The following is a 15,022-nucleotide window of genomic DNA, read 5'->3' as shown; positions in this document are numbered from 1 at the left end:
ATCGATTTGCCGCCATTGCTGCCTCAAAATCGCGGCTGTTGTCGAGCGCCGTCAACCGAATATCAACCATGATCGGCGATCAACGGAGAGGGCTGGACGATCCTGTGGGGCGATCGTCCGGCGGGCCTGACAAAGGGGGCCATCTGCAACGACCCATCAGCGGCCGGCTGAACCCGGCTCAGGAGTAGCGATGCGCCGTCTTGCGGCTCTCATCATGCTGACGCTGCTGGGCGCCTGCTCGACCGTCGACGACCTCACGCCGGTGATGTCCTCGAGCAGTCCGATGGTTGCGGTGCGCGCGCCGCGCTTCGAGGACTCCAAGCCGCACGAGTGGGACAGCGGCGCGCCGTGGAACTACGCCATCCACGGCACCGATGTCTCCAAATACCAGACATCCGTGGACTGGCCGGCGGCCAAGGCGAGCGGCATTTCCTTCGCGTTCATCAAGGCGACCGAAGGCGGCGACCGCTTCGACGAGTATTTCAACGAGCATTGGGCGCGCACCAAGGCCTCGGCGATTCCGCGCGCCGCCTATCATTTCTTCTATTTCTGCACGCCCGCCGCCACCCAGGCGCGCTGGTTCATCGCCAATGTCCCGAAAGACCGTTCCGCGATGCCGCCGGTGCTGGACATGGAATGGAACCCGAAATCGCCGACCTGCCGGCTGCGTCCCGACCCGGCCACCGTGCGCGCGGAAATGACGACTTTCCTCGAAATGGTCGAGCGGCACTACGGCAAGAAGCCGATCATCTACACCTCGATCGACTTCTTCGACGACAACGGCCTGGCGAACTTCCGCGGCTACCCTTACTGGCTGCGCTCGGTCGCCGGCCATCCGCGCCAGAAGTACGGCAGCCACCCCTTCACCTTCTGGCAATATACCGGAACCGGCATCGTTCCGGGCATGACCGGCAAATCCGATATCAACGTTTTCAACGGCTCGGAAGCCGCCTGGAACAGGTGGCTGCGGCAGAACACCCGTTGACATAAGCCGTCCTGCCTGCTTTTCGACACGACCAGCGGCGATGTATTGAGCTGCTGGCAGTCCGGAGCGGCGTACCAGGCGGGTGCCCGAGGACGCTCCTGAGCTTTGAATTCACGCATGGTCCTGGCCAGAACCGGTTCGGGTTCGGCGGGGCGTGCGCCGGTTTCGAAAGGGAAGCGATGCGATTGCGTGTTGAAATCTTGGCGGCGCTGTTTGTCGGCGCTCTTGCCTGGCCGGCGGCGGCGCAGGAGTGCGGGGACGATTTCAACACCTGGAAACAGGGCGTGGCGGCGGAAGCCAAGGCGGCCGGCGTCGGCGCCGTCGGCCTGAGCGCGCTGGAACAGGCGAGCCTCGACGACAAGGTCCTGGCGCGCGACCGCGCCCAGGGCGTCTTCACTCAGACCTTCACCGAATTCTCCAACCGCATGATCTCGACCTACCGCCTGAAGCAGGGCGCGGCCAATCTGAAGAAATACGCCGACGTCTTCGCCCGCGCCGACCAGGAATTCGGCGTCCAGGCGCCCGTCATCGCCGCCTTCTGGGCGCTCGAGACCGACTTCGGCGCCGTCCAGGGCGATTTCCACACGCTGAGCGCGCTGGTGACGCTCTCGCATGACTGCCGCCGGCCGCAGCTTTTCCGCCCCCAGCTCGTGCCTTTGCTGACGCTGATCGATCGCGGCGTGCTGCCGGCCGACGTGACCGGCGCCTGGGCCGGCGAGATCGGCCAGACGCAGATCCTGCCGACCGACTACCTTGCCCGCGGCGTCGACGGCGATGGCGACGGCATCGTCGACCTGCGCCACAGCGTACCGGACGTGATCATGACCACGGCCAACAAGGTGCTGTCGCGCGGCTGGAAGCGCGACCAGCCCTGGATCGAGGAAGTCCGGGCGCCCGACGACATGCCCTGGGACCAGACCGGCCGCACCAACAAGCTGCCTTTATCGCAATGGACGCAATGGGGCGTCACCAACCCGGACGGCTCCCCGCTTGTCGACAATGGCCTCAAGGCCGGCCTGGCCCTGCCGATGGGCCGCAAGGGACCGGCCTTCCTCACCTACGACAATTTCGATGTCTATCTCGAATGGAACCAGTCCTTCACCTACGCGCTGACCGCGGCCAACCTCGCCGCCCGGCTGGCGGGCGCCCCGCAGCTCAATCCACGCAATCCCGAACCCGGCCTCAGCGGCGATCAGATGAAGGCGCTGCAGACGAAGCTTGAAGCCAAGGGCTATGACGTCGGCACCGTCGACGGCATCCTTGGCACCAACACCCGCGAGGCAATCCGCAAGGAACAGATGCGGCTTGGCCTGCCGGTGGACGGCTGGCCGACGCCGGAGCTTCTGGCGAGATTGTAAGATGAGGGATTAGGCAGTAGGCAATAGGCAATAGGAACTGAAGCAGAGACTGGAGAACCTCCTACTGCCTACTGCCTACTGCCTAACTCGCCATCGTCTCCAAACTCGCAAATCCCTGCGGCGCGTCGCCCTCGTCGAACGGTGTCGTCACCTCGACGAAAGTGTCGGGGAAGAAGCCGTTGAAGCGTGTCCTCAGCGACAGCGAGTAGGCGCCGATATGGCCGATCTCGATCCAGTCGCCGGTGTCGACCGTCTCCGGCAGCCAGAACGGCCTGGACAGGATATCGACGGAATCGCAGGTCGCGCCGCAGACCTTGAACGGCACGATGTTCTTCTCCTCGCCATTGCGCGAACGGATCGCGGGGTCCGGAATGAAACGCGCCGGCAGTGTGATCTTGCCGGTCCATGAATCCGACAGCGACGCCCAGATGCCGTCATTGATGTAGAGCCGCTTGCCCTTGCGCAAGAGCACGCGCACGATCAGCGACAGGCAGCGCGCCACGATCACCCGTCCCGGCTCCGCTACCAGCGGCATCTCGTCGAACTGGTATTCTTTGATGTCTCCCGACAGCCGCGACATGATCTGGCCGAGCGATGGCATTTCGACCTGCTTGCGGTTGGGATCATGGCCATACTCGGCCGGAAAGCCGCCACCGACATCGAGCCCGGCAATGTCGAAGGTCAGCCGGTTGCGCACCCAGTCGGCCGAGGCCAGCGCCCGCTCATAGGTGTCGGGATCCTCGATCTGGCTGCCGACATGGAAGCAGAGGCCGACCTTGTAGCCGGTGCGGTTGAGCCGCTCTGCGAGTTCCACCGCATAGGCCGGACCGGCGCCGAACTTCTTCGACAGTTCGTAGGCCGCCGACCCCTTCGTCTGGATGCGCACGAAGACGGTGATTGCGCCGGGATCGATGTCGAGCGCGCGCACCACCCTGGTCAGCTTGGTGATCTCGTCCTCATGGTCGAGCGAGATGACGCGAATGCCGTATTTCTCCAGCGCCAACTTGATGTCCGACTGCGCCTTGATCGGATGCATGTAGAGCATCTCGGCATCGGGCGAGACGGCACGCACGGCGGCGAACTCGCCGGGCGAAGCCACGTCGAAAGCGGTGACGCCGGCCTCGACCAGCGCCTTCAGCACGATCTGCTCGCCATTGGTCTTGACCGCATAGGCCGTCTTGCCGGGAAACATGCCCATGAACTGCAGGGCGTCGGCCTTCAACACCTGAGGGCGAAAGCAATAGACCGGATCGTCCGGGCGAAGCGCCAACGCCGCCTCGCGGGCATTCTCGAATCGCTGCATGGACGAATCCTTCGAACTAGGCTGCGCACAATTAATCCAAGCTAGCGGCTAAAGAAAACAATTCTGTGTCTCGGCTTGTTACCGCTGCCGGGTTACGCCTGTTGCGGGAGGAGCTAGGCCAGCCGTCAGGTTTCGGGTGGCCCTTGCTTCGGAACCGCATATGGCTTGAAGGACATTCGACAGGACCGGCATTCCGACGGTCCGGGAGGGCAGGCATATGGCAACAGCAGCAGCAGCCACCGCCACGGCACGCGGTCCGATGACGCTCGCTGACTGGGGACAGTTGCTTTTGCTCGGCGCGATCTGGGGCGGTTCGTTCTTCTTCGCCCGCATTGCCGTCTCGGAGCTTTCGCCCCTTGTTCTGGTGCTGTTTCGCGTCGCCATCGCGGCGACAGCGCTCCAGCTCTATCTCGCCGTGCGCGGCCCTTCGTTCCGCCTCGCCTTCCCGCATGCAGGCCTGTTCTTCCTGCTGGCGCTCGCCAACAACGTCGTCCCCTTCTCGCTGATCTTCGCCGGCCAGACAGAACTTGGCGCCGGTATCGCCTCGGTGCTCAACGCCACCACGCCGTTCTGGACCCTGGTCCTCGCCAATGCGCTGACATCGGACGAGAAACTGTCCTGGAACAAGCTTGCCGGCATTGCGCTCGGCATTGCCGGCACGGCAGTGATGATCGGTCCCGGCCTGCTCGCCGGGCTTGGCGGTCCGGTCTGGGCGAAGTTCGCGCTGATCGGCGCCTCGCTTTCCTACGCCGTCGCGCTGATGATTGCCCGTCGCTTCAAGGGCGTGCCCTCGCCGGTGATCGCCACCGGACAATTGACCGCCTCAACCATCATCATGATCCCGGTCGTGCTCATCGCCCATGGCCCTGCCGGTCTGTTCTCGGCCTCGCCGCCAGTCTGGGCGGCGGTGCTGGGGCTGGCTCTGCTCTCAACCGCCTTCGCCTACATTCTCTATTTCAACCTCGTCGCCTCGGCCGGCGCCACCAACGCCTCGCTGGTCACGCTCATCGTGCCGGTCAGCGCCATGCTGCTCGGCTTCCTGTTCCTTGGCGAGCGACTCGAACTGTTCGAAATGGGCGGCATGGCATTGATCGGACTTGGCCTGATCACCATAGACGGGCGCTTGTTCGGCCAACGCTGAGGGCGCGTTGTTCGGTAGAACGAAACGGCGATCTAGATCCTTTGATTGGCTCCCGCATCGCGCATTCCTACCGGACGTCGATGCTGCAAGGCCGTCCGAGTCGACCCTGGTAGCGCTGCCATGCCTAGCTTCCGCCGCAGGGCCGCCATAATTTATTCACAAGCCCTGAGCTCGCTTTTGCCGAAGAGTTTCAATGCCTAACGGCAAAAGCCAGGTCGCAAATTCCACATTCACGTCGCATTGCAGCACATTTTCCGCTTGCCTGTGGCACAAATGACCCTAGACTCCTGCCATAGCTCTTAAGAGGAGGCTATGACATGGGACTGACGAGGCCAATCAACGCATTGATGATTTGTGCAGCGTTCGCATTCATCGGCGCCCTAATCATAGGCGTTCTTCCGTAACCGCCAGAGCGGAAGAAATCAGCAGCTGACAGTCAATCCATTTCGAAAGGCCGGGTTTTCACCCGGCCTTTTGCGTTTCACGTCACGACGACAGATCAGGCCGCGGCAGAGCCCGCCGCTTCCGTTTCATGCGAGCGGATGCCGATCATGTGGCAGATGGCAAAGACCAGGTCGGCGCGGTTCATCGTGTAGAAGTGGAAGTCGCTAACGCCACGTTCGACGAGGTCGAGCACCTGCTCGGCCGCCACCGCCGAGGCCACCAGCGCATGCGTCTGCGGGTCGTTCTGAAGCCCCTCGAAACGCTCGGCCAGCCATGCCGGCACCAGCGCGCCGCAGCGCGCCGAGAAATTGGCGACCTGGGTGAAATTGTGCACCGGCAGGATGCCCGGCACGATCGGAATATAGATGCCTGCCCGCCGCGCCCGCTCGACATAGCGCTCGTAGAGATCGTTGTCGAAGAAGAACTGGGTGATGGCGCGGGTCGCGCCATTGTCGGCCTTGCGCTTCAGCATGTCGAAGTCGGTGGCGAAGTCGGGGCTTTCCGGGTGCTTTTCCGGGTAGGCGGAGACGGAGATGTCGAAATCGCCGGCGCTCTTCATCGCGCCGACCAGTTCGGCGCCATTGGCATAGCCGTCCGGATGCGGCCTGTAGGCGGTGCCGACGCCCGCCGCCGGATCGCCGCGCAGCGCGACGAAGCGGGTGACGCCCATATCGGCGAATTCGCGCACCACGGCGTCGACCTGATCGCGCGCGGCGTCGACGCAGGTCATGTGCGCCGCCGGCGTCAGCGTCGTCTCATTGAGGATGCGCTTGACGGTGCGGGCGGTGCGTTCGCGCGTCGAGCCGCCGGCGCCATAGGTCACCGAGACGAATTTCGGCTTGAGCGGCTCCAGCCGGGTGACGGTGTCCCAAAGCCTGGCTTCCATCTCGTCGGTCTTCGGCGGGAAGAACTCGAACGAAACCCGGACCTTGTCGCCAATGTCGGGGCGGCGGGAAAAGCGGAACTGGTTCATCAGGCGGTTTCCCTTGCCGGAAGAGTGTCATTGGAAGGATCGGCGATCAGCATGCGGCGGTCGCGGCCGAGCCACAGCTTGACGGTCAGCCGGGCCTCGGCCTGGCCGCGCGGCTCGAACTCCTGGCTGTCTTCGAGCGCGAGGCCCGCCTCGGCGAACCACTCGGCGATCTGCCGGTCGGAAAAGCCGAGCCGCATATGCGCGTGCTGGTCGCGCAGAAACTCCAGCGCATGCGGCGCGAAATCGACGATCACCAGCCGGCCCGCCGGGCGCAGCAGCCGCGCCGCCTCGCGGATGGCGCGGGCGGGATCGTCGAGATAATGCAACACCTGATGGATGGTGACGAGATCGAAGGCGTCGCGCTCGACCGGCGGCGCGAAGATGTCGCCCTGCCGCACCTGCGCGTTGGCGATGCCCGCCTTGTCCAGATTGGCGCGCGCCACCGTCAGCATCTCGCGCGACATGTCGATGCCGACGCCGCGCCGGTAGAGCGGCGAAAAGATCTCGAGCAGCCGCCCGGTGCCGGTGCCGAGGTCGAGCATCGACTGGAACGGCCGCTTGCCGACGAGCTTGAGCAGAGCGGCCTCCACCGCGCGGTCCGGCACATGCAGCGAGCGGATGTGATCCCAACTCGCGGCATTCTCGGAGAAATATTCGGCGGCGCGGTCCTGCCGCTTGCGCTTGACCGCCGCCAGCCGCTCCAGGTCGCGCTCCACCTGCGGGTCGGCGCCGCGGATGCCGGAAACGAGCCTGAGGACAAAATCGCGCGCGGCGTCCGTGTCGGAAAGCCGGAAGAACGCCCACGACCCCTCCTGGTAGCGCCCGATCAGCCCCGCCTCCAGCAACAGCTTGAGGTGGCGCGACACGCGTGGCTGCGACTGGCCGAGAATTTCGGTAAGATCGGAAACGGTAAGGTCGCCGCGCGACAGGAGCGCGAGGATGCGCAGCCGGCTGGATTCGGCCGCTGCCTTCAATGTATCCACCATCGTATCGAGCGCGACGTGCATGCGTGTTTCTCTTTGAAAAAGATATAAACATATGTTTATGTCGATTTTGACAACCATGCAAGGCCAATGTCGCTTCCTGACAAGAAAATGGCGCATGCATGATCCACGGGCGGAAACCGGTTTTCGGATGAGCGAGGCCAGAGCCATGTTCGAGACACGCGAGGGCGAAAGGCAACTGGAAGCCGATCCAGCCGCCATGTCGTCGGACGGCCATGTCGTCTTCATCGGCCGCATCGCCTCGCCATGGACGAGCCGCGAGACCTGCCCGAAGAACATGCTGGCCGCGCGGGAGGCGGGACAGCCCGCAGTGCTGACGATCGACCCGGCCTATCGCGAGGGCCTTGCCGGGCTGGATCGCGCCAGCCATGTCATCATCCTGTCCTGGTTCGATCAGGCGCCACGGAATCTGATTGTGCAGAAACCTCGCCATGCGGCTGAGCCGAAAGGCGTTTTTTCGCTGCGCTCCCCTGCCCGGCCGAATCCGATCGGGCTGCATGTGGCGAAGCTCGTCGCTCTCGACATCGAAGCCGGACGTCTCGACCTCGATGCCATCGACGTGCTCGACGGCACGCCGGTCATCGACGTCAAACCCTATTTCGCCTCGACCGATGCGTTTGCCGAGGCGGTCATTGCCGGACGCGACGAGCGATGAAAGCGCCGACAAACCGCCGCCGCGCCATCGCCAAGGCGCTGACCACCCTGTTGCCGCTGGCACCCTACGCCGACGTCGAGAAGATCCGCGCCGACGCCGGCTCGGCGCGTCTGCACAATCTGCCGGCGTCGATCTCCGTCTGGCTGGCGACGATCGCCCATATCCGCCACGTCCACACCGACTACGAGAAGCTCTTGGCCGAGGGCTATGACCGCGACTCCGCGCGCTTCTTCGTCATCGAGCAGACCAACATCGTGCTGACCCGCTGGCGCGCCACGCGCCTGCTCGAGTCGGAAGACGAGGACGACGAATGAAGCAGCGCCACGGGCGCACTGTCGGCGCCACTTGAGCCTCTGACGAGGCCAAACAGCACCGGTTGGCTGGCCCTATTTCATTCGGGGCGGCGCGCTAGCCTGCCCTCGACTATCGAGCGGGGACGAATGCGATGAGCCAGAACGCTGCAAGGACACCCACCGGAGCCCTGCCCTTGCTGTCCGATCGCCACGTCGATCCGCATGCCTATCCCCAGGGCGTTGCCTTCCTCGACGGCCAGTATCTGCCGATGTCGCAGGCCAAGATCTCGGTGCTCGACTGGGGCTTCCTGCATTCGGATGCCACTTACGACACCGTCCATGTCTGGGACGGCAGCTTCTTCCGGCTGGACCTGCATCTCGACCGCTTCTTCGGCGGACTGGAGAAGCTGCGCATGACGATCCCGTTCGACCGCGACGGTGTCACCGAGATCCTGCACAATTGCGTCGCGCTGTCGGGTCATCGCGCCGCCTATGTCGAGATGCTGTGCACGCGCGGCGCCTCGCCGACCTTCAGCCGCGACCCGCGCCAGGCGGTGAACCGCTTCATGGCCTTCGCCGTGCCGTTCGGCTCGGTCGCCAATGCCGAACAGTTGCGCCGCGGCCTGCATGTCGCGATCAGCGACAAGGTGCGCATCCCGCCGGCCTCGATCGACCCGGCGATCAAGAACTACCATTGGCTCGACCTGGTGCGTGGCCTCTACGACGCCTATGACCGCGGCGCCGAGACCGCCCTGATCCTCGATTTCAACGGCAATGTCGCCGAAGGCCCGGGCTTCAACGTGTTCCTGGTCAAGGACGGCAAATTGTCGACGCCGGCGGTCGGCGTGCTGCCCGGCATCACCCGCCGCACCGTCTTCGACCTCTGCGCCGAGGCCGGCCTTTCCGCTGCAGCGGTCGATGTCGGCGTCGCCGCCCTGAAAGCAGCCGACGAGGTTTTCATCACCTCGACCGCTGGCGGCGTCATCCCGGTGACGGTGATCGACGACGCCCCGGTCGCCGACGGCAAGGTCGGCCCGATCACCAGCCGGCTGATGGGGCTCTACTGGAAGAAGCACCAGGACCCGGCCTGGTCGAGCCCGGTGCGATATCGCTAGCTCGCCGCCCAAGGTGCGCTGCGATTGAGGTCAGGCTGGCCTCACCTGAGTCTCAGTGGATGCTAGGCTCGATAGATCCACTGCTCCGGCACCCGCACCGAGATCTCCTCGCCGGTCCGGATCGTGCCCGGCTTCTCGACCCAGGCGACGATACCACGCATCCGCTTCGCCGCTTTCGGGAATAACAGCGCGCCGGCCTCGTGGTCGGCCATGCCGGCATTCTCGGCGACCGAGCGTCCGGCGATGCGGCATGGCCCGTTCTGGGCGTCGACCTTGATCGTGACGCCGCCCTTGAAGAATAGCAGCGTGCCGGACGGCAGCATGGAGAGATGCGGCAGCCCTTCGATCATCAGATTGGCGCCGATCCATTCCGCCTTGATCTCGGCCAGGCCCATCCGCTCCGAGACGATGGCCAATTCGTCCGCCGCCACGATCGACAACTGCCGCTCGTTGCGCATCTCGGTGCCGCGCGGATACCAGGGCTCGCGGCCGCCGGAGCGGCGCGTGGCGCCGGCATGAAAGTCGCCGTCAATGCCGTCGAAGCCGAGCCGCAGCTCCTCAACCGCCCGCGTCTCGAAATGATCGAACGGCGCGACGTAAAGTGCCGAAACCTTCGCCGCGAGCTTGCGTGCGGGGACGATCTCGGCAGGGCTCTCCGCCGCGGGGAACAGATCCATTGTGCTTGCCGTCTCTTGCATGCCTTGGCTTAGCCGATATCGCCGGACAGGGTCCAGTCGAAAGCACTGATGATCCAATCAGGCGCCTTGATGCCCATTGTCGCCGATCACGGTCTTCTTACCCGATTTTCGCCTTGCGCCGCATTGCCGCCGCGCCATGAGGCTCCGATAGTGATGTCACGGAGGAGGCTACCATGCATCCCGCACCCGCAATCGCGGCGCTCTGGCTGTTCTGGGTCGTGTCATGGCTGGCGGCCGCCTTCTGGGCCGACCCGGCGGCAAAACGCGCCGGCTTTCGGGAGGAAGCGCGCTACCGCGCCCTGTGGACGATCGGCGCGATCCTGCTGTTCGTGCCGGCGCATGGTTATGTCGGCAGGCTTCGGCTCTGGATGCCGACCCTCGCCGAAGCCTGGATCTGCGTCGGCCTGGTCGCGGTCGGCCTCGCCTTCTCCTGGTGGGCGAGGCTGCATCTCGGCCGGCTGTGGTCGGGCACCGTCACCGCCAAGGCCGATCACCGCGTCGTCGATTCCGGCCCCTATGGGCTGGTCCGGCATCCGATCTACACCGGCCTGCTTGTGGCGATACTCGCCACCATGGCGGCGAAGGGCACGGTCTGGGGCGTGGCCGGCGCCGCCTTCCTCATCGTGGGCATCGTCGTGAAGGCCAGGCTTGAGGAGAGCTTCCTGCGCGGCGAACTCGGTACGGCCTATGACGACTATGCCAGGCGCGTGCCGATGCTGGTGCCGTTTGCACCAAACTAGGCGCCAAAGTGTGTTTGAAGCCGCCGTTTTCAGGTCGGCCTCACCTCAGAGCATCTTGAGCAAGGCGCCGCCGATCGAATAGCCGGCGCCGAAAGCGCAGATCAGGCCGAAATCGCCGGCCTTCATGTCGGCATGGTTCTCCGACAGCGCGACGATGGCGCCGGCGCCGGCGGTGTTGCCGAGCCGCTCCAGCACCATCGGCGCACGGTCGTGGTCGACCTCATGGCCGAAGGCGAGCTTGAGGATCATCGCGTTCATGCGCGCATTGGCCTGGTGCAGCCAGAACCGCCGGATGCCCTGCGGCGTCAGCCCGTGCTCGGCCAGGAACTCGACGATGAATTTGTGGCCGGCGACGGTGACTTCCTTGAACACCTTGTTGCCGACCTGCTTGATCAGATTGCCCTCGAGATCGATCCTGTAGGGATCGTCCTGGGCGGTGCGGGTGTGGTAGCCGAGATTGGTGCGAATGTTGTTCGACATCTGCGTCCAGGTGCGGGTGTCCAGCACCTCGAAGCGTCCCGGCCGCTTCTCGCCCTGCTCCAGTCCCTCGACGACCATGGCGACCGAGGCATCGCCGAAGATGAAATGCGTCTGCCGGTCGCGGAAGTTGAGATGGCCGGTGATGATCTCCGGCGTCGAGACCAGCACCCGCTTGTGCGCGCCCGCCCGCACGAGGTTGGCCGCTATGTGCAGCGCGGCCGCGGCGGAAGAGCAGCCGAGCCCCATGTCGAAGCCGGCGCCCTTCGTGCCCAGCGCCTGCTGCATCTCGATGGCGATCGCCGGATAGGGCCGCTGCTGGTGCGAGGCCGAGCAGATGACAAGGTCGATGTCGGATGGTTGCAGGCCGGCATGATCCAGCGCCTTCCTCGCCGAGGCGATGCCGAACTCGGCCTGCAGCGACAGCGCATCGTCCGGCCGCGCCGGAATGCGCGGCGCCATGCGCGCCGGGTCGAGAATGCCTTCGCGCTCGACCACATGACGGGTCCGGACGCCCGAGGCATGGACGATGAAGTCGCTGTCCGACTTCTGCAGCAGCGCCTCGCCGGCGACCTCGCGGCGCGCATTCTCCGTGTCGACCCAGGCGTTGAAGCTGGCCACCAGCTCTTCATTGGTGATGACAGGTCTAGGGATTTCAGCGCCGATGCCGCTGATGATGACGCGATGCATTTCCAATCCGTCCCCTGCGCGGGCGTTGCGGCTTGATGTGAGCGCCAGGGCTCCCGGCGCAACACTTGTCGCATTTGGCCGGTTTATGCCAGCTTAAATCGAATGCTTTGAATTACCAGGCGCAGAGCTTGGTGTTGGTCTGCGGATTGTTCCAGCAGGCGCCGTCGTCGCGGCTGCGCACGAACTGGCCCGGCAGCGACACGTTGCGGCGGCCGAAATTGATATAGCCATAGGCAAAGCCCGGGCCGTCGATTTCAAGCACATAGGTCGGATAGCCGGGCGCCGAGATGCGGAAGCTGCCGTCGCTGGCGATCGCCCTGTAATTGCAGGAGAAATAGCCGTCATCCGTGGTGTAGCAGCGCGCCCGCTTGGCCTCTGCCGACATCGAGAAGGCAAGCAGCGCGGCTACGCCCACGCAACCGCCCAGGACAATCTTCCCCAGTGCCATAGTCTACCCCCCGCCACCTGGACCACCGGTCACGATCCAGGCCGAAAGACTGCGCATGGCGGCGAAATCCGGTCAAGCACTCGTGATGAGCGCGGCGCGCTGGCTAACGCTTCTTAACCGGGACGGCGCGCGGCGATGAAGATGCGGGGAAAGCGCAGCAGCACCTTGCCGTTCGCCGTCTTCGGATAGGCCTTCGCGATCCTTGCCGTGTAGCGGTCGAGGAACAGCTTGCGCTCGTCGGCGTCGAGCGGATCGAGAAACGGCTTCAGCCCCGTCGACTTCACCCATTCGACGATCGCCTCGGCATCGGCGAGCGGGTGGTTGTAGACGGTGTGCCAGATGTCGAGCCGGTCGGAGTGGGGCGACAACAGATCGTAGTAGAACGACACCGGCGGCAGCGGCTCGCGCGCGGCACCTTTCAGCTTTTCGGCGAACGGCATCTCGGCCGCCGTCTCGCGCATTAACCGGTGCGACGGCTCGCCGAGATTGTCGGGCATCTGCACGGCCAGCGTGCCGTGCGGACTCAAGAACCCCATCAGCCGCTGGAACACCGCGGGATGTTCCGGCAGCCATTGGAACACCGCATTGGCGAAGATGACGTCGACCGGCTTCTCCGGCTGCCAGGCGGAAGCGTCGGCGAGCCCGAAGGTCACGTTCGGCAGCCGCGCCCTCGCCTTCTCGATCATGTCGGGCGAAGTGTCGAAGCCGCTCACCTCGGCATCCGGCCAGCGCTGGACCAGAAGCTCGGTCGAGTTGCCCGGCCCGCAGCCGATGTCGACGACGCGGCGCGGGAAGTCCACCGGCACCTGCGCGACGAGATCGCGCGCGGGCCGCGTGCGCTCGTCCTCGAATTTCAGATATTGGGCGGCGGACCAGTCGGCCATTTCGGAACCTCTTCGTTCGCCGCCCTCGGCCAATATCACCGCGTCAGCCGCTTGTGCGTCATGCGGTGCGGGGTTGCCGCTTCGGCGCCGAGGCGACGCAGCTTGTCCTTCTCATATTCCTCGAAGTTGCCCTCGAACCATTCGACATGCGCATCGCCCTCGAAGGCGAGCATGTGCGTCGCCATGCGGTCGAGGAACATGCGGTCGTGGCTGATGATGACGGCGCAGCCGGCATAGGCTTCCAGCGCGTCTTCCAGCGCGGCCAGCGTTTCGGTGTCGAGGTCGTTGGTCGGTTCGTCGAGCAGAAGCACGTTGCCGCCGCCCTTCAGCATCTTGGCCAGATGCACGCGGTTGCGCTGGCCGCCCGAAAGGTTGCCGACCTTCTGCTGCTGGTCGCCGCCGCGGAAGTTGAAGGACGAGCAGTAGGCGCGGCTGTTGACCTCGTGCTTGCCGAGCTTGATCACCTCGGCGCCGCCGGAGATTTCTTCCCACACCGTCTTGTTCCCATCGAGCGCATCGCGGCTCTGGTCGACATAGCCGAGCTTGACCGTCTCGCCGATGCGGACCGTACCCGCATCCGGTTTTTCCTGGCCGGTGAAGGTCTTGAACAGCGTTGTCTTGCCGGCGCCGTTCGGGCCGATGACGCCGACGATGCCGCCCGGCGGCAGCCTGAACGACAGGTCCTCGATCAAAAGCTCGTCGCCAAAGCCCTTGTTCAGGCCTTCGACCTCGATGACGACATTGCCGAGCCGCTCGCTCGACGGAATGACGATCTGGGTGTCGGTCGGCTTGCGGTTCTGCGACTGCTCGACCAGTTCCTCATAGGCCTTGATACGCGCCTTCGACTTGGTCTGGCGCGCCTTCGGCGAGGACTGGATCCACTCGCGTTCGCGCCAGATCGACTTCTGACGCGCGTCGTCTTCGCGGCCTTCCTGGATCAGGCGCTTGGCCTTGGCGTCGAGATATTTGGTGTAGTTGCCCTCGTAGGGAATGCCGCGGCCGCGATCGAGCTCCAGGATCCAGCCGGTGACGTTGTCGAGGAAGTAGCGGTCGTGGGTGATGATCAGCACCGAGCCCGGATAGTCGCGCAGATGCTTTTCCAGCCATTGCGTGGTCTCGGCGTCGAGGTGGTTGGTCGGCTCGTCGAGCAGCAGCAGGTCGGGCTGCTCCAGCAGCAGCCGGCACAGCGCCACGCGGCGGCGCTCGCCGCCCGACAGGTTGGTCACCTCGGAATCGGCCGGCGGGCACTGCAGCGCGTCCATCGCCATCTCGACCTGCTGCTCGAGGTCCCACAGGTTCAGCCTGTCCATCTCGTCCTGGAGCTTGGCGGACTCGTCCGCCGTCTCGTCGGAATAGTTCATCATCAGCTCGTTGTAGCGCTCGATGATGGCGGTCTTCCTGGCGACGCCGTCCATGACGTTTTCACGCACGGTCTTGCTGTTGTCGAGGTGCGGCTCCTGCGCGAGGTAGCCGACGGTCGCGCCTTCGGCCAGCCACGCTTCGCCCTGGAACTCCTTGTCGAGCCCGGCCATGATGCGCAGGATGGTCGACTTGCCCGAGCCGTTGGGCCCGAGAATGCCGATCTTGGCGTCCGGGTAGAAGGACAGATGAACGTTATCGAGCACCTTCTTGGTGCCATAGGCCTTCGACAGGCCGGACATGTGATAGATGAACTGGCGAGCCACGCGCGCTTTCCCTGAGAGTTGCTGGATGTCGGAATGAATGGGATTGCGCGCTATGTAGGCGATGCCGTGCCGATCGGCAATCGCTTTCGGCGCCGCGGCCCGATCAGGAAACGCTCGTCTGCCTGCAAG

General features: G+C 64.7%; 15 protein-coding genes. 7 read left to right on the top strand and 8 right to left on the bottom strand.

Annotated features, from left to right (window positions below):
- Positions 1–190: 190 nt before the first annotated feature.
- Together PU724_RS21810 and PU724_RS21805 are read left to right on the top strand one after the other, a co-directional pair.
- On the top strand, positions 191–985 hold the full coding sequence (locus PU724_RS21810; protein WP_127285026.1) for a glycoside hydrolase family 25 protein: 795 nt from the start codon (positions 191–193) through the stop codon (positions 983–985).
- 179 nt (positions 986–1,164) lie between these two features.
- The gene (locus PU724_RS21805; protein WP_127309669.1) at positions 1,165–2,343 is read left to right on the top strand and encodes a lytic murein transglycosylase; all 1,179 of its coding nucleotides are present in this window, start codon (positions 1,165–1,167) and stop codon (positions 2,341–2,343) included.
- Positions 2,344–2,425: 82 nt separating this feature from the next.
- On the opposite strand, the gene PU724_RS21800 is transcribed toward PU724_RS21805, so the two are convergent.
- Positions 2,426–3,646, bottom strand: a complete 1,221-nt coding sequence (locus PU724_RS21800; RefSeq protein ID WP_127393957.1) for an alanine racemase — start codon at positions 3,644–3,646, stop codon at positions 2,426–2,428.
- Positions 3,647–3,863: 217 nt separating this feature from the next.
- On the opposite strand from PU724_RS21800, the gene PU724_RS21795 reads away from it, so the two are divergent.
- Positions 3,864–4,787, top strand: a complete 924-nt coding sequence (locus PU724_RS21795; RefSeq protein ID WP_127309671.1) for a DMT family transporter — start codon at positions 3,864–3,866, stop codon at positions 4,785–4,787.
- Positions 4,788–5,286: 499 nt separating this feature from the next.
- Here PU724_RS21795 and metF read toward each other — a convergent pair whose 3' ends face one another.
- Entirely contained in the window at positions 5,287–6,204 is a 918-nt protein-coding gene (gene metF / locus PU724_RS21790; protein WP_127283286.1) for a methylenetetrahydrofolate reductase [NAD(P)H], read from the bottom strand.
- Positions 6,204–7,211 carry an ArsR/SmtB family transcription factor gene (locus PU724_RS21785; protein WP_127283285.1) on the bottom strand — a complete coding sequence of 336 codons (1,008 nt, stop codon included), beginning with the start codon at positions 7,209–7,211 and terminating at the stop codon, positions 6,204–6,206. Before PU724_RS21785 ends, metF begins: the two co-directional genes overlap by 1 nt.
- Positions 7,212–7,338: 127 nt before the next feature.
- On the opposite strand from PU724_RS21785, the gene tsaA reads away from it, so the two are divergent.
- The 3 genes from tsaA (at position 7,339) to PU724_RS21770 (ending at position 9,271) form a co-directional block, all read left to right on the top strand.
- Positions 7,339–7,863: a tRNA (N6-threonylcarbamoyladenosine(37)-N6)-methyltransferase TrmO gene (tsaA, locus tag PU724_RS21780; protein WP_354423714.1), complete on the top strand. Its 525-nt coding sequence runs from the start codon at positions 7,339–7,341 to the stop codon at positions 7,861–7,863.
- Complete coding sequence (locus tag PU724_RS21775; protein WP_354423716.1) at positions 7,860–8,177, top strand: DUF2293 domain-containing protein; 318 nt, start codon at positions 7,860–7,862, stop codon at positions 8,175–8,177. The genes tsaA and PU724_RS21775 overlap by 4 nt, the downstream gene beginning before the upstream one ends.
- A gap of 131 nt (positions 8,178–8,308) precedes the next feature.
- Positions 8,309–9,271 (top strand): D-amino acid aminotransferase, encoded by a 963-nt coding sequence (locus tag PU724_RS21770; protein WP_354423718.1) that lies wholly within the window; start codon positions 8,309–8,311, stop codon positions 9,269–9,271.
- Positions 9,272–9,333: 62 nt separating this feature from the next.
- On the opposite strand, the gene PU724_RS21765 is transcribed toward PU724_RS21770, so the two are convergent.
- A complete protein-coding gene (locus PU724_RS21765) occupies positions 9,334–9,969 on the bottom strand; it encodes an MOSC domain-containing protein (protein WP_426213642.1) in 636 nt (211 codons plus the stop codon).
- Between the two features lie 173 nt (positions 9,970–10,142).
- On the opposite strand from PU724_RS21765, the gene PU724_RS21760 reads away from it, so the two are divergent.
- Entirely contained in the window at positions 10,143–10,709 is a 567-nt protein-coding gene (locus PU724_RS21760) for a methyltransferase family protein (RefSeq protein ID WP_354423722.1), read from the top strand.
- Between the two features lie 45 nt (positions 10,710–10,754).
- On the opposite strand, the gene PU724_RS21755 is transcribed toward PU724_RS21760, so the two are convergent.
- The 4 genes from PU724_RS21755 to ettA form a co-directional block, all read right to left on the bottom strand.
- Positions 10,755–11,876, bottom strand: coding sequence for a beta-ketoacyl-ACP synthase III (locus PU724_RS21755; RefSeq protein ID WP_354423724.1), 1,122 nt, complete (start codon positions 11,874–11,876; stop codon positions 10,755–10,757).
- Between the two features lie 112 nt (positions 11,877–11,988).
- On the bottom strand, positions 11,989–12,324 hold the full coding sequence (locus PU724_RS21750) for a hypothetical protein (RefSeq protein ID WP_127283278.1): 336 nt from the start codon (positions 12,322–12,324) through the stop codon (positions 11,989–11,991).
- Positions 12,325–12,437: 113 nt separating this feature from the next.
- Positions 12,438–13,208, bottom strand: a complete 771-nt coding sequence (tam, locus tag PU724_RS21745) for a trans-aconitate 2-methyltransferase (protein ID WP_127283277.1) — start codon at positions 13,206–13,208, stop codon at positions 12,438–12,440.
- Positions 13,209–13,243: 35 nt separating this feature from the next.
- Positions 13,244–14,893: an energy-dependent translational throttle protein EttA gene (gene ettA / locus PU724_RS21740; protein WP_127283276.1), complete on the bottom strand. Its 1,650-nt coding sequence runs from the start codon at positions 14,891–14,893 to the stop codon at positions 13,244–13,246.
- Positions 14,894–15,022: the final 129 nt, after the last annotated feature.

This window comes from Mesorhizobium abyssinicae (assembly GCF_049887195.1).
GTDB classification, from domain to species: Bacteria; Pseudomonadota; Alphaproteobacteria; order Rhizobiales; family Rhizobiaceae; genus Mesorhizobium; species Mesorhizobium abyssinicae.
Note: the sequence above shows the minus strand (reverse complement) of the source record. Positions and strands in the feature narration are given on the sequence as shown.

What these genes read in the sequence shown, in the direction of transcription:
- PU724_RS21810 (WP_127285026.1), top strand. Translation starts at nt 191, where the DNA reads ATGCGCCGTCTTGCGGCTCTCATCATGCTGACGCTGCTGGGCGCCTGC.
- PU724_RS21805 (WP_127309669.1), top strand. Translation starts at nt 1,165, where the DNA reads ATGCGATTGCGTGTTGAAATCTTGGCGGCGCTGTTTGTCGGCGCTCTT.
- PU724_RS21800 (WP_127393957.1), bottom strand. Translation starts at nt 3,646, where the DNA reads ATGCAGCGATTCGAGAATGCCCGCGAGGCGGCGTTGGCGCTTCGCCCG.
- PU724_RS21795 (WP_127309671.1), top strand. Translation starts at nt 3,864, where the DNA reads ATGGCAACAGCAGCAGCAGCCACCGCCACGGCACGCGGTCCGATGACG.
- metF (WP_127283286.1), bottom strand. Translation starts at nt 6,204, where the DNA reads ATGAACCAGTTCCGCTTTTCCCGCCGCCCCGACATTGGCGACAAGGTC.
- PU724_RS21785 (WP_127283285.1), bottom strand. Translation starts at nt 7,211, where the DNA reads ATGCACGTCGCGCTCGATACGATGGTGGATACATTGAAGGCAGCGGCC.
- tsaA (WP_354423714.1), top strand. Translation starts at nt 7,339, where the DNA reads ATGAGCGAGGCCAGAGCCATGTTCGAGACACGCGAGGGCGAAAGGCAA.
- PU724_RS21775 (WP_354423716.1), top strand. Translation starts at nt 7,860, where the DNA reads ATGAAAGCGCCGACAAACCGCCGCCGCGCCATCGCCAAGGCGCTGACC.
- PU724_RS21770 (WP_354423718.1), top strand. Translation starts at nt 8,309, where the DNA reads ATGAGCCAGAACGCTGCAAGGACACCCACCGGAGCCCTGCCCTTGCTG.
- PU724_RS21765 (WP_426213642.1), bottom strand. Translation starts at nt 9,969, where the DNA reads ATGCAAGAGACGGCAAGCACAATGGATCTGTTCCCCGCGGCGGAGAGC.
- PU724_RS21760 (WP_354423722.1), top strand. Translation starts at nt 10,143, where the DNA reads ATGCATCCCGCACCCGCAATCGCGGCGCTCTGGCTGTTCTGGGTCGTG.
- PU724_RS21755 (WP_354423724.1), bottom strand. Translation starts at nt 11,876, where the DNA reads ATGCATCGCGTCATCATCAGCGGCATCGGCGCTGAAATCCCTAGACCT.
- PU724_RS21750 (WP_127283278.1), bottom strand. Translation starts at nt 12,324, where the DNA reads ATGGCACTGGGGAAGATTGTCCTGGGCGGTTGCGTGGGCGTAGCCGCG.
- tam (WP_127283277.1), bottom strand. Translation starts at nt 13,208, where the DNA reads ATGGCCGACTGGTCCGCCGCCCAATATCTGAAATTCGAGGACGAGCGC.